This is a genomic window from Nonomuraea sp. NPDC003754 (assembly GCF_053605785.1).
This window is the reverse complement of the sequence record NZ_JBSGJX010000044.1, coordinates 1-12,456: the sequence shown is the minus strand read 5'-3', so window position 1 is coordinate 12,456 and position 12,456 is coordinate 1. Positions and strand designations below refer to the sequence as shown.

Sequence of the window (12,456 nt, the reverse complement as noted above, 5' to 3'; positions counted from 1 at the left end):
CTACGCCTCCTCTTCGTGCCAGGCCCGGCCACTGCGGCCGAGCAGTTCGTGCGCGCCGGCCGGGCCGGTCGTCCCCGCGGGATAGGGCTCGGGCAGCTCGGCCGACGACTCCCACGCCGCGAGGATCGGGTCGATCCAGCGCCAGGCGGCCTCGACCTCGTCGCGCCGCATGAACAACGTCGGGTTGCCGGCGAGCACGTCGGACAGCAGCCGCTCGTAGGCCTCGGGCACCCGGGCGGTGAACGTCTTGCCGAAGCTGAGCGACAGCGGCACCGGCTTCAGCAGGGTCTCGCCCGCGCCCGGCTCCTTGGCCATGATGTGCAGCTCGATGCCCTCCTCGGGCTGCAGCCGCAGCACCAGGCGGTTGGGCGTGCCGCCGGGGAAGATCGAGTGCGGCACGTCCTTGAACTGGATGACGATCTCCGAGCGCCGGTACGGCATGCGCTTGCCGGTGCGCAGGTAGAACGGCACGCCCGCCCACCGCCAGTTCTTGACCTCGGCCCGGATCGCGGTGAACGTCTCGACCCTGCGCGAGGCCTCGGTCGGCGGCGTGGAGGCGGGCTCGTCGAGGTAGGACGGCATGTCGCCGGTGCCGGTGTACTGGCCGCGCACGGTGAAACGGTCCACCTCGGTGCCGACGATGGGCCGCAGCGACTGCAGCACCTTGACCTTCTCGTCGCGGATCGCCTCGCGGTCGTTGCGGGCCGGCGGCTCCATGGCGACCAGGGTGAGCAGCTGCAGCAGGTGGTTCTGCACCATGTCGCGCAGCGCGCCCGCGTGGTCGTAGTAGCCCCGGCGGCCCGGGGTGCCGACGGTCTCGGCGGCGGTGATCTGCACGTGGTCGATCCAGAGGGAGTTCCAGATCGGCTCGAGGAAGGCGTTGGCGAAGCGCAGGACCAGCAGGTTCTGCACCGTCTCCTTGCCGAGGTAGTGGTCGATGCGGAAGACCTGCTGCTCGTCGAAGATCTCGCCGACCTCGTCGTTGATGCGCTGGGCGCTCACCAGGTCGCGTCCGAGCGGCTTCTCCAGCACCACGCGCGAGCGGGGCGTGACCAGCCCCGCCTGCTGCAGCTCGCGGCAGAAGGGGCCGAACGTCATGGGCGGGCTGGCCAGGTAGAAGACCCGGTCCCTGTCCTCGTGCCCGGCCAGCATCTTCACCAGGTCGGACCAGCCGCTGCCGTCGTCACCGCCCACGTCGACCGACACGTGGTACAGGCGGCCGAGGAAACGCTGCCACGCCTCCGCGTCGTCCGGTACGGCCGAGCGCACCTCGGCGTCGACCTTGCCGCGGAAGTCGGCGTCCGTCAGCCCGCCGCGCGACATCGCGATGACGCGCGTCTCGGGGGCGAGCCTGCCTTCCAGGTCGGAGTGGAACAACGCGGGCAGCAGCTTGCGCATCGACAGGTCGCCGGTGCCGCCGAAGACGACCAGATCGGCGATGTGACAGGTGGGGGAGAGCACGGCTGGGACTCCGGTGATCAACCAAGCAAGGACAGAACGGACACTAGCCAGAGTTCGGGGAGGACACAAGCGGGCTTTTGCTATTTGAGATGAGAAAGTCTGGAGTTTTCATTACGTAACCGGCTGTGATTCACTTAGCCGATGCCCAGACGTACCGCAGCCTCGCTCGCCACCAGCGGGGAGGTCCTCGACCTCATCCGCACGGGTGAGGCCGTCACGCGCGCGGACCTCGGACGGGTGACCGGCCTGTCCCGGCCGGCGGTGTCGCTGCGGGTCGGCGAGCTGCTGGAACGCGGCCTGGTCGTCGAGCGGACCGACGCGCCGTCGACGGGCGGACGCCCTCCGGTGCGGCTGGAGTTCAACGCCTCGGGCGGTGTGGTGCTGGTCGCCGCGCTCGGCGCGAGCCGTACCAGGGTGGCCGTGTGCGACCTGGCGGGCCGCGAGCTGGCGGGCCGCGAGTTCGTCATCGACGTGGAGCAGGGGCCGGACGTGGTGCTGCCGCTGCTCATGGACACCTGGGACGAACTGCTCGACGGCACCGCCCGCGACCGGGTCAAGGGCGTGGGGATGGGCGTGCCCGCGACCGTCGAGTTCGCCGCGGGCCGGACGGAGTCGGCCAGGGTGATGGCCAGCTGGACGGGCGTGGTGATCCCGCCGCTGATCCACGAGCGCTTCCCCGTCCCGGTCTTCGTCGACAACGACGTCAACGTCCTGGCCATCGGCGAGCACCGCGGCGCCTACGCCGAGGAGACCGGCGACCTGGTGTTCGTGAAGATCTCCACCAGGATCGGCGCGGGCGTGATCGCGGGCGGCGAGATCCTGCGCGGCGCGCTCGGCGCGGCCGGCGAGATCGGGCACATCCCCGTGCGCGACGGCGGCGGCGTGCTGTGCAGGTGCGGCAACGTCGACTGCGTCGACTCGGTGGCCAGCGGCACCGCGCTGCTGCGCGAGCTGCGCGCGGCCGGCCGCGACGTGAAGACCATCGCGGACGTGACCGCGCTGGTGCGCGCGGGCGACGCCGAGACGATGGCGATCGTGCGCGCGGCGGGCCGCCGGATCGGCGAGGTGATCGCCGGGGCGGTCAACATCCTCAACCCCGCCGTGGTCGTCCTCGGCGGGGACGTGGCCGAGGCGTTCGGGCCGCTCGTCTCGAGCATCCGCGAGGTGGTCTACCGGCGTTCGACCGCGCTGGCCACCCGCAGGCTGCGGATCGAGACCAGCCGGATGGGCGCGGCCGCCGGCATCACCGGGTGCGCGGTGATGGTGCTCGACCACGTCCTGTCACCGGACGCCGTGGACGAGACCCTGACCCAGCGCCACCAGCGCTGACCGGGCGCCCGGGAGGCGCAGGGGCTCAGGGGCTCAGGAACCGTCGCTCCGCTCACCGCCTGGCTCGGCGACGTCCTTGAGCTCCGTGCCCTGCTGCAGGCGCTTCTTCGGCTTCTTCGGCGGCTTCCTGGTACGGCGCGGCGGCTCGGGCGTGGTCGAGGTGGCCTCGATCAGCCCCGGCGCGGGCGGCCTGGCCGCCGCCGGCATCTCGGGATCCTCGCTGGGCGTGTCGGGAGCGACCAGGCCAGGGCTACGCTGCGGCTCGGCCCTGACGGGCGTCGGCTCGGCGGAGGCGGAGGAGCGGCTCGGGTGGGTCGCGATCGGCTCGGGCGCCTCCTGGCGGGCGAAGGGACGTTCGCTCGCGCGCGGGGTGCTGCTCGCCGCGTGCGTCTGCGTCGTGCGCTCGGCGGGGGTGGGCGGCTCGACCTCCCCCCTGGCTCCCCACGGCCCCGGCGACGGCAGGGACCCGCCGATGAGGATCGCCGAGAACGCCAGCATCGCCGTGCCGGCCAGAGCCGCGATGGTCATCATGGCGCGCTCGCGCCGCCCGGTATCGCTCACCTGATGCATGGTAGGTGAGGCGTCGAGCGGATGGATCAAGCACGCCCGCCGGTCCCGTCTCAGCAGGTGCAGAGAATGGCCCGGAGCGCCGTCTCCAGGCACAGCCCCGATCCGGCGGGCACCGGCCAGGGGAAGCGCACCAACGCGGGGTCGTCGTCGCCGATCCTGACCGTCGCGCCGTACCTGTCGAGCTCCCACAGCCAGGCCTGCTCGGCGGGCAGCCCGAGCAGGCGCTCGACGCCCGCGGCCAGCTGTGACCGGTGCGAGCCGTTGACGTGCGCGAGCACCCGTTCGGCCACCTCGGCCAGCGGGTCGGGCGCCGCGTCCAGGTACTCGTCGGCGTCCAGCACCCCGGACTGCTCGCCCGTCAGGTAGACCACCTGGCCGACGTCGAGCCGCAGCAGGCGGGGCGCGTCCGGCGCGCCGTACCGCTCCAGCGCCTCGAACAGCCCCTCGTCGGCCGCGTGCGCCGAGATCGCCACCGCCGCCTCCCTGGCCTCGTCCTCGGGCACGGCCTCGGCCCAGCCCTGCACCTCGATCAGCCCGCGGGGGTGCTCCACCTCGCCCAGCAGCCGCGTCGCCGACAGGTTCACCGAGACGACCGCGTCGCCCCGCAGCCCGTGCAGCGGCTCGCCCGGGCGGACGAGCAGGACGGGACGGCCGCGCGAGTCGACGGCGCCGCTCACCGGGCACCGCGTGCCGTCGACGATCAGCTGCGCCGCGCGCGATGAGGCGGCCAGGGTGCGGACGAGCTCGGGCAGCGGAGGGGCGGCCAGGGGCATTGGCGTCTCCTTGAGGTCGACAACGAATATAGGTTAGGCTTCCCTTAGTAAGGATTACCTAATCACATTGAGGTGAACGTGCGCTACACCGGCCCCAAGGTGCGACTGTCCCGACGCGCGGGCGTCCCGCTGACCAGGAAAGCCGTCCGCTACTTCGAGCAGCGCCCCTATCCGCCGGGCGAGCACGGCCGCAAGACCAACCGCCGCACCACCGGCGACTACGGGCTGCGGCTGATGGAGAAGCAGAAGCTGCGCTGGTACTACGACGTGTCCGAGCGCCAGCTGCGCCGCTACTGGGACCTGGCCGTGCGCAGGTCCGGCGCCTCGGGCGCCGAGCTGGTCGTGCTGCTGGAGAGCCGCCTGGCCTCCCTCGTGCTGCGGGCCGGCCTGGCCCCGTCCATCTACGCCGCCAGGCAGTACGTCGCCCACGGCCACATCACCGTCGACGGCCGCAAGGTCGACATCCCCAGCTACCTGGTCAAGCCGGGGCAGGTCGTCGCGGTCCGCGAGCGGTCGCGGAAGATGCAGCCGTTCGTGGCGGCGGCCGAGGGCCTGTACGCCGACGAGCGGACCGCGGGCTACCTGAGCGTCGACCACGCCGGCCTGACCTTCACGCTCACCGCCAGGCCCGAGCGCGAGCAGATCGTGGTGCCCGTCGACGAGCAGCTCGTGGTCGAGTTCTACTCGCGCTAGCGGGGCGAGCCGACGCTCATCTCCTCGCGCAGCTGCCTGACCTCCGCCCGCAGGGCGGCGAGCTCGGCCATGATCGCGCCGGTCGCCTGGGCCGAGGTCGTCTCCACGACCTCGGCCAGCGTCTCCTCCTCGGCGTGTTTCTCGTCGTCCATGGCGCTCACCACGACCGCCATGAACAGGTTCAGCACCACGAAGCTGCAGAGGAGGATGAAGACGACGAAGAAGATCCACGCCGAGGGGTGCGTGACCATGACCTCGCGGGCGATGTCCGGCCACGCCTCGCCCGTCATGGTCTGGAACAGCGTGAACAGCGAGACCGGCAGCGAGCCGAAGTGCTCCGGCGCGGTGCCCCCGTAGAGCTTGGTCGCCATCACGCCGCCGACGTACAGCACCAGCGTGAGCAGCACCACGATCGAGCTCATCCCCGGCATCGCGGCCAGGAGCGCGTTGACCACCCGGCGCAGGCTCGGCACGACCGACACCAGCCGCAGCACCCGCAGGATGCGCAGCGCCCTCAGGACCGACAGCCCTCCGGTGGCCGGCAGGACGGCGACGGCGACGATGAGGGTGTCGAAGATGTTCCACGGGTCGCGGACGAAGCCCGAGCGGTGGACGTAGACCTTGGCGAGCAGTTCGGCGACGAAGATGTACAGCGCCACGTGGTCCACGAGGTTCAGGACCGGCCCGGCGCGTTCCATCACCCACGGGAAGGTCTCCAGGCCCAGGGTGGCGGCGTTGATCAGGATGACGGCGACGACGAATCGCTGGAAGCGGGGGCTCTCGATGATCAGACGAGCGCGCTCGCGCACAGAGGAACTCCTTGCGGGGTGGTACAAGATCCCGTGGACGGTCAGCCGACGGGTGTCAGTCGGAAGACGCGCAGGTGCCTGCCTGACTTGACGGTGTAGCGGTCGTAGACGGGCCACTGCGCTACCAGGCCGGGCCAGGCTCGCTCGCGCTCCTCGCCCTCCAGCAGCCTGGCGACGACGGCGATCCGCCTGCCCCGGAAGCTGACCGCGGCCTCGGGGGTCTTGAGCAGGTTGCCGCTCCAGGCAGGGTGGTGGTCCCTTCCGAAGTTGCTGCCCACGATCAGGAAGGCGCCGTCCGGCTCCGGCAGGCAGGCCAGCGGCGTCTCCCGTGCCTGCCCGGTCTTGGCCCCGGTCGTGGTGAGCACCAGCGTGGGGATCATCTTGTCGCTGATCGGCCGCCCTCCGGTGACCTTGTGGACGAGACGGTCCATCGCGGGAACGATCTTCGGGCCGACCTTCATGAACGCGTCAGTGCCCGCCAGCCACTGGAAGAACGGCTTTAAGCGCTCGATGATCGTCACATTCGCACACAGTATCCCGAGATCCCGCTTTCCAGAAGATCGAAGGCCTGTTCGGTCTGCCTCTGGAGCTGAGGCAGGATCTCCGCCCAGCTCTCGCCCGCGAGCTTGCGCGCGACCGCGTGCCGCGACAGCAACCTGGTGGTCTCGAGGATCTGCGCCGCCACCATGCGGGGCGTCAGGTCGTCGGGGTCGGCGTCCGTCTCCTCCGCCAGGGTGGCGGCCAGGTGCTGGATCTGCTCGTATTCCAGCTCCCTGAAACGCGCCGTCAGCGAGGGGCTCGCGACCACGATGGCCTCGAACAGGTCGGCGCCGTCGTTGAGGCCGTAGCGCCAGTCGCGCGTCTCGATCGCGTCGAGGAAGTCGCGGCGGAAGGCGGCCACGACGCTCTCGCCCGGTCGCCGCTCCCTGACCACCCTGCTCTGCAGGTCCTCGACCTCCTCGCGGCGGTCGAGGAACAGGTCCTCCTTGGTGCCGAAGTAGTTGAAGACGGTGTTGACGGACACGTCGGCCGCCCGTGCCACGTCGGCGACCGTCACCTGCTCGAACCCGCGCGCCATGAACAGGCCCATCGCCATGTCGGCGATCCGCGTCCTGGTCTCCCGCTTCTTGCGCTCCCGCAGCCCCTCTTCCATGTGGACATGCTACAAGCTTGCAGTCACTCCAAAATTGTGGCTACTCTAAAAATATGATCGATGTACACGGTCTGACCAAGACCTTCGGCAACGGCGTGCACGCCGTGAACGGCGTTGACTTCTCCGTCGCGCCCGGCGAGATCGTCGGCTTCCTCGGCGCCAACGGCGCCGGCAAGACCACCACCATGCGCATGCTGACCACCCTGCTCACCCCGACCTCGGGCACGGCCGCCATCGCCGGGCACGACCTGCTGTCCGACCCCCGCGGCGTACGGCGCAGCATCGGCTACGTCTCGCAGAGCGGCGGGATCAACCCGGTCAACCCCCTCGGCGACGAGCTCGAACTGCAGGCCATGCTGTACGGCATGCGCCGCCGCGAGGCCCGCGCCCGCATCACCGAGACGCTGGAGACGCTGCGGCTGACCGGCATGGAGAACCTGCCCGGCGGCGCGCTGTCCGGCGGGCAGCGGCGCCGCTTCGACATCGCCTTCAGCCTGCTGCACCGCCCTCCGGTGCTCTTCCTCGACGAGCCGACCACCGGTCTCGACCCGCAGAGCAGGGCGGAGCTGTGGGAGCACATCCGCTCCCTCGGCCTGACGGTGTTCCTGTCCACCCACTACCTGGAGGAGGCCGAGGCGCTCTGCGACCGGCTGCTGGTCATCGACAGCGGCCGGATCGCCGCCCAGGGCACGCCCGCCGAGATCAAGGGCGAGCGCACGCTGACGGAGGCGTTCATGGAGATCGCGTCATGAGGGACACCTGGCTGATCTTCCGGCACGACGCGCGCATCATGCTGCGCCACAAGTTCGGCATCCTCATCTCGGCCGCCCAGCCGCTGTTCTTCCTGGTGCTGTTCGGCCCGATCTTCGCGACCATCGGCACGTGGGAGACCCTGGTCCCCGGCCTGATCATCCAGCTCGGGCTGCTCAGCGCGGGCCTGGCCGGGTTCGGCGTCGTCTTCGACTGGCGCTCGGGCGTGCTCGAACGCCTCAGGGTCACCCCCGCGGGCCGGCTGTCGCTGCTGCTCGGACGGGTGCTCACCAACGCGTTCACCCTGGTGATCCAGACCGTGCTGCTGGTCGCCGTCGCCTACGCCATCGGCCTGCGCGCCCCTGTCGCCGGGGTGGTCGCCGGGCTGCTCCTGGTGATCGTGCTCGGCGTCAGCCTGGCCGCGCTGTCCTACGCGGCGGCGATGCGGCTGAACGAGCACCTGTTCGCGCCCGTCATGATGACCGCGGTGTGGCCGCTGATGCTGCTGTCCGGCACCTTCCTGCCGATGTCGATGGCGCCGGCCTGGCTCAACACGCTGTCGTACGCCAGCCCGTTCCGCTACGTGCTCGAGGCGATGCGCGAGCTGTTCGCCGGACATTACGCGACCGGCACGGTCGGGATCGGCGTGCTGGTCGTGGCGCTCTTCGCGGCGATCAGCCTGACGATCGGCAACCGGGTCTTCAGCCGCGCGAACGCCTAGACGGACCGGCTCCACCGGCCCGCCCGGGCGCGGCGGAGGGCGGATCGGCCCTCCCCACCCTCCTACGTCGGTGGGCCGTAGGGCTCGATCCGGGGGTCGGCGAAGGGCGGACCGGCCCTGCGGCCCGCCTCCTCCGTCACCCGCAGCCCGTACAACCCCTCGTCGGGGTCGATGAGGACCAGGCCGTAGGCGGTGTCCACGTCCTCCTCCGACAGGCCGAGCCGCGCCGTCGCGTCGGCGAGCGTCGCGCCTCGCGGCAGCCGTACCGTCACCAGCACGAGGCGGCGGCCCTGGCCGGCGGATCCACGCTCCTCCATGGGGTCAGGCTACGCGCTTGGCCCTGCGGCGCAGCGCGGCCAGGATGCCCGCGGCGTCCACGACGCCGTAGCCGTAGTCGAAGTCGTAGCCGACCTCGCTGCGGTCCTCGGCGGTACGGCGCAGCAGCGAGCGCAGCTGGCTCGGAGACAGGCGCGCGGCCGGCCAGTGGGTGCGGATCGCCGCCACCAGGCCGGCCGCCACCGGGCAGGCCGCCGAGGTGCCCGAGTCCGGCTCCTCGTCGCCGAACGCCTTCGACCCGGAGAAGTGGGTGTAGGCGCACAGGTCGGGCTTGCGCGCGGTCAGCCGGCCGGGGCCCTGGGAGGAGTAGCCGACGCGCTCGCCGCTGACGTCGACGCCGCCGATCGACAGCACCTTCGGATGGGAGTTGGCACCCACGATCGGCCGGTCGGGGTAGGCGCACCTGCCGTCCTTGCACTCGCGCCCGCAGTTGCCCGCCGCGAACAGCACGTCCGCCCCCGCCCGCTCGAGGGAGGCGACGATCAGGTTGAACGGGTGGGCGGCGTTGTCGGAGTAGTTGCCCGGATGGCCCGGCGGGAAGTCCCACCGCGGGGAGAACGAGCCCCACGAGTTGCTGATCACCAGCGCCCTGGTCTCGGCGGGCTGCGCCTCCAGGACCGTCCGCAGGTGCGCGAAGGCGGCCACCGCGTCCGACAGCAGCCCGTCCAGCGCCGACCCGCCAGGACGGGTGGACAGCAGCACGGGGATGTCGATCAGCGACGCCTGCGGCGCGCCGATGAGCGTGTCGAACGCGCACATCGTGCCGTGGTCCACCTCGAACTCGCCGGGACGGCCGGACACGCCGGCGGGGTTCCAGCTGCGCTCGGCGTCGAGGTTGACGCCCCGGCCCAGATGCCTGGCCACGTGGGCGGCGTTGATGCCGGTGTCGAGGACGGCCAGCGCCACCCCCGTGCCGTCGAGCCCCTCGGCGTGCAGCGCCGCGGTGCTCAGCAGCCGCTCGACGTCGTGCCAGTCGCCGACCGGCGCGTCGCCGCCGCAGGTCAGGCTCGACTCGATGACCGGGTCGGCGTAGACCCCGACCACGTCGGAGCGCAGCGTGGGCAGCAGCGCCACCCTGGCGGCCAGCTCGTCGTCGGCGATCTCCCCGCGCACGAGCACCGTGGCGTCGTCGGCGGCCAGCGAGAAGTCGAGCGGCTGGTCGAGCGAGAGCGGGTCGCCGCCGGGCCCGGGCACCGGACGCGGAACGGCGACGGGAACGAACGACGGGTCCAGCGCCACGCCCGGCAGGCCGTCGGCCACGTCGGCGGTGGTGGCCTGCCGTCCGGGGTCGGCGACCGCCGCGACGAGGTCGGGGGAGGGGCGAAGCTGGATCAGGACTCGCATGGGGGCATCACCGATTCTGCCGGAGGGAATGGACCACCCCCACATTCCTTCAACATCACCGCCGCGTCCAGCGACTCTTGAGGGTTGTGACCTGCAATAACACGGCAAATCGCCCGTACCGGGACGCTGGGTGGGGGCTTCCCTGCCGACCGCCGGTTCACTAGCGTGTGACGGCATGACCGCACAGGTGCAGGCCACCTCTCCAGACCGTGAAAGTGATCACTGGATGGCCGTGCGGCCCCGGCTGATCCTGGCGAGCGGATTCATGCTCTTCCTGGAGCTCGCGCTGATCCGCTGGACCGGCTCGAACATCGTGCACCTGAGCTACTTCACCAACTTCGTCCTGCTCGGCTCCTTCCTCGGGATCGGTCTCGGGTTCCTGCGGGTCGGCCGGAGCCGGCGGCAGCCGTACTACTCGCCCATCGTGCTGGCCGCGCTGGTGCTGGTCGTGCTGATGTTCCCGGTGACCGTCGACCAGCAGGCCGACGGCGTCCTGTACTGGACGAGCCTGGAGACCACGGGTCCGCCCGCCTGGGTGATCCTGCCGATCGTCTTCGCGGCGGCCGCGACCGTGCTCATGGGTCCCGCCGAGCTCGTCGGGCGCTGCTTCCCCGAGCTGCCGCGCCTGGAGGCCTACCGCTACGACCTCATCGGCTCGCTCAGCGGGATCGCGCTGTTCACGGCGCTGTCGTTCCTGAGCGCCCCGCCGGTCTTCTGGGGCGTGCTGGTGGCCGTCGCCTACGCGCTGCTGCTGGTGCCGCGGCCGCCGGTGCCGTATCTGCTGCTGGTCGTGACGCCCTCCCTCGTGGTCGTCGGGCTGCTGCTGGCCGAGACGCTCACCGCGGGCGCGCTGTGGTCGCCCTACTACAAGGTCACCTACCGGCAGCTCGAACGGGCGGGCGAGAAGGTGATGAACATCCAGGTCAACGGCATCCCGCACCAGGAGGCCGTGCCCGCAGCCGCCCGCCTGCAGTGGGAGGCGCAGTACGGCCTGCCGTACGAGAGGGCGGTGAGCACCCCCAAGGACGTGCTGATCGTCGGCGCGGGCAGCGGCACCGACGTCGCCATCGCCCTGTCCAAGGGGGCCCAGCGGGTCGACGCGGTCGAGATCGACCCCAAGCTGCGCGAGCTGGGCGGCACCTACCACCCCGACCATCCCTACAGCGACCCGCGCGTCACCACCACCATCACCGACGGCCGCGCCTACCTGGAGCAGACCGACAAGAAGTACGACCTCATCCTGTTCGCCCTGCCCGACTCGCTGACGCTGGTGTCGGGGGCCTCGTCGCTGCGCCTGGAGAGCTACCTGTTCACCGAGGAGGCCATGCGGGCCGCCCGCGACCACCTCAAGCCCGGCGGGGCGTTCTCGATGTACAACTACTACCGCGAGAGCTGGCTGGTCGACCGGCTGGCGGCCACCATGGGTGAGGCCTTCGGCCACAAGCCGTGCGTCGACGTGGTCAGCCAGGCGGGCCAGCAGGCCGTCATCACCGCGGGGCTCACCCTCGCCGACCAGCGCTGCGGCGGCCAGTGGGCGGGCGCGGCGGCCGGCACGCCCCCGCCGACCGGCGACGACCGGCCCTTCCTGTACCTGAAGGACTCCACGATCCCGTCGCTGTACGTCATCACGCTCAGCCTCATCCTCATCGTCTCCTTGCTGGCGGTGCGGGTGGTGGCGGGCCCCTTCGCCAGGATGCGCCCCTACGCCGACCTGTTCCTGCTGGGCGTGGGCTTCATGCTGCTGGAGACCAAGAGCGTCACCGGCTTCGCCCTGCTGTTCGGCACCACCTGGGTGGTCAACGCCATCGTGTTCGCCGGGGTGCTGGTGGCCGTGCTCGCCGCCGTCGAGGTCACCCGCCGCTTCCGCACCCCTCCGCTTCCCGTCATGTACGGCGTGCTGTTCGCGGGGCTCGCGCTGTCCTGGCTGGTGCCGAACTCGTGGCTGCTGAGCCTGCCGGTGCCGCTGCGCGCGGTGGCCGCGGTGACGGTGGCGTTCCTGCCGATCTTCGCGGCGAACGTCGTCTTCGCCAAGCGCTTCGCCGACACCGCCGACGCGACCACCTCCTTCGGCGCGAACCTGCTCGGGGCGATGGTGGGCGGCTGCCTGGAGTACCTCGCCCTGGTCACCGGCTACAAGGGGCTGCTGCTGGTGGCCGCCGTCCTGTACCTGGGCGCCTTCGCCCTGCTGCCCCGCCGGGCCGCGGCATAACGGGATGACCTGGAGAGCGCGGAACCCGTGACACACCGGATTGGGGGTTGACAAGCGGCCTCGCGTACGGCATTCTGAAGATGCGACCGGGAACATGGGTCTGCGTTAGCGTGGACAAATTCAGGCAGGGCGAGTACGCTCGTGCTTCCACGCTGCCTTTCTGACGACCTTCACGTGGCGAGGTCGTCCGGCGTGCCTCTGGTCAGTCCGCCTTCGGAAGGACATCTGTTGGCAGCCTCGCGCAACGCCTCCGCCGTACCCGCCGGTCCCCGTCGCGTTTCCTTTTCGCGCATCCAGGAGCCCCTCGA

The 12,456-nt window shown here is 71.1% G+C and carries 13 protein-coding genes; 5 read left to right on the top strand and 8 right to left on the bottom strand.

Translation table 11 applies throughout. The features are described from left to right. Positions 1-1,482 (bottom strand): glucose-6-phosphate dehydrogenase, encoded by a 1,482-nt coding sequence (gene zwf / locus ACWEVS_RS37480; protein ID WP_449930850.1) that lies wholly within the window; start codon positions 1,480-1,482, stop codon positions 1-3. Positions 1,483-1,602: 120 nt separating this feature from the next. Here zwf and ACWEVS_RS37475 point away from each other — a divergent pair, with 120 nt between their 5' ends. After that, entirely contained in the window at positions 1,603-2,790 is a 1,188-nt protein-coding gene (locus ACWEVS_RS37475) for an ROK family transcriptional regulator (RefSeq protein WP_354920588.1), read from the top strand. A 33-nt stretch (positions 2,791-2,823) separates the two neighbouring features. Here the strand turns inward: ACWEVS_RS37475 and ACWEVS_RS37470 are convergent, their stop codons facing one another. Continuing rightward, positions 2,824-3,351 carry a hypothetical protein gene (locus tag ACWEVS_RS37470; RefSeq protein WP_452555459.1) on the bottom strand — a complete coding sequence of 176 codons (528 nt, stop codon included), beginning with the start codon at positions 3,349-3,351 and terminating at the stop codon, positions 2,824-2,826. Positions 3,352-3,410: 59 nt separating this feature from the next. Then, positions 3,411-4,133: a DUF2470 domain-containing protein gene (locus ACWEVS_RS37465; RefSeq protein ID WP_452555457.1), complete on the bottom strand. Its 723-nt coding sequence runs from the start codon at positions 4,131-4,133 to the stop codon at positions 3,411-3,413. 78 nt (positions 4,134-4,211) lie between these two features. On the opposite strand from ACWEVS_RS37465, the gene rpsD reads away from it, so the two are divergent. Then, entirely contained in the window at positions 4,212-4,826 is a 615-nt protein-coding gene (rpsD, locus tag ACWEVS_RS37460) for a 30S ribosomal protein S4 (protein WP_354920757.1), read from the top strand. On the opposite strand, the gene ACWEVS_RS37455 is transcribed toward rpsD, so the two are convergent. From ACWEVS_RS37455 to ACWEVS_RS37445, 3 genes are read right to left on the bottom strand one after another with little or no spacing between them, the layout of a single operon-like run. Next, complete coding sequence (locus tag ACWEVS_RS37455; protein ID WP_449930843.1) at positions 4,823-5,635, bottom strand: ion transporter; 813 nt, start codon at positions 5,633-5,635, stop codon at positions 4,823-4,825. The two genes, rpsD and ACWEVS_RS37455, sit on opposite strands and share 4 nt — an antisense overlap. Positions 5,636-5,676: 41 nt before the next feature. Then, positions 5,677-6,156 (bottom strand): nitroreductase family deazaflavin-dependent oxidoreductase, encoded by a 480-nt coding sequence (locus tag ACWEVS_RS37450; RefSeq protein ID WP_354920577.1) that lies wholly within the window; start codon positions 6,154-6,156, stop codon positions 5,677-5,679. Next, the gene (locus ACWEVS_RS37445; protein WP_449930839.1) at positions 6,153-6,788 is read right to left on the bottom strand and encodes a TetR/AcrR family transcriptional regulator; all 636 of its coding nucleotides are present in this window, start codon (positions 6,786-6,788) and stop codon (positions 6,153-6,155) included. Before ACWEVS_RS37445 ends, ACWEVS_RS37450 begins: the two co-directional genes overlap by 4 nt. 53 nt (positions 6,789-6,841) lie before the next feature. Between ACWEVS_RS37445 and ACWEVS_RS37440 the strand changes: the two genes are divergently transcribed. Continuing rightward, the gene (locus ACWEVS_RS37440; RefSeq protein ID WP_354920571.1) at positions 6,842-7,540 is read left to right on the top strand and encodes an ABC transporter ATP-binding protein; all 699 of its coding nucleotides are present in this window, start codon (positions 6,842-6,844) and stop codon (positions 7,538-7,540) included. Further along, entirely contained in the window at positions 7,537-8,259 is a 723-nt protein-coding gene (locus tag ACWEVS_RS37435) for an ABC transporter permease (protein ID WP_449930837.1), read from the top strand. Before ACWEVS_RS37440 ends, ACWEVS_RS37435 begins: the two co-directional genes overlap by 4 nt. Before the next feature lie 62 nt (positions 8,260-8,321). Here ACWEVS_RS37435 and ACWEVS_RS37430 read toward each other — a convergent pair whose 3' ends face one another. Continuing rightward, positions 8,322-8,576 carry a hypothetical protein gene (locus ACWEVS_RS37430; RefSeq protein ID WP_449930835.1) on the bottom strand — a complete coding sequence of 85 codons (255 nt, stop codon included), beginning with the start codon at positions 8,574-8,576 and terminating at the stop codon, positions 8,322-8,324. Positions 8,577-8,580: 4 nt separating this feature from the next. Further along, entirely contained in the window at positions 8,581-9,939 is a 1,359-nt protein-coding gene (locus tag ACWEVS_RS37425) for a S8 family peptidase (protein ID WP_449930833.1), read from the bottom strand. A gap of 175 nt (positions 9,940-10,114) precedes the next feature. Between ACWEVS_RS37425 and ACWEVS_RS37420 the strand changes: the two genes are divergently transcribed. After that, positions 10,115-12,148, top strand: coding sequence for a spermidine synthase (locus ACWEVS_RS37420; RefSeq protein ID WP_452419350.1), 2,034 nt, complete (start codon positions 10,115-10,117; stop codon positions 12,146-12,148). Positions 12,149-12,456: the final 308 nt, after the last annotated feature.

Excerpts from the sequence above, each read along its gene's own strand:
- ACWEVS_RS37475 (WP_354920588.1), top strand. The coding sequence starts at position 1,603 with ATGCCCAGACGTACCGCAGCCTCGCTCGCCACCAGCGGGGAGGTCCTC.
- ACWEVS_RS37445 (WP_449930839.1), bottom strand. The coding sequence starts at position 6,788 with ATGGAAGAGGGGCTGCGGGAGCGCAAGAAGCGGGAGACCAGGACGCGG.
- ACWEVS_RS37465 (WP_452555457.1), bottom strand. The coding sequence starts at position 4,133 with ATGCCCCTGGCCGCCCCTCCGCTGCCCGAGCTCGTCCGCACCCTGGCC.
- ACWEVS_RS37435 (WP_449930837.1), top strand. The coding sequence starts at position 7,537 with ATGAGGGACACCTGGCTGATCTTCCGGCACGACGCGCGCATCATGCTG.
- ACWEVS_RS37420 (WP_452419350.1), top strand. The coding sequence starts at position 10,115 with ATGACCGCACAGGTGCAGGCCACCTCTCCAGACCGTGAAAGTGATCAC.
- ACWEVS_RS37440 (WP_354920571.1), top strand. The coding sequence starts at position 6,842 with ATGATCGATGTACACGGTCTGACCAAGACCTTCGGCAACGGCGTGCAC.
- ACWEVS_RS37430 (WP_449930835.1), bottom strand. The coding sequence starts at position 8,576 with ATGGAGGAGCGTGGATCCGCCGGCCAGGGCCGCCGCCTCGTGCTGGTG.
- ACWEVS_RS37425 (WP_449930833.1), bottom strand. The coding sequence starts at position 9,939 with ATGCGAGTCCTGATCCAGCTTCGCCCCTCCCCCGACCTCGTCGCGGCG.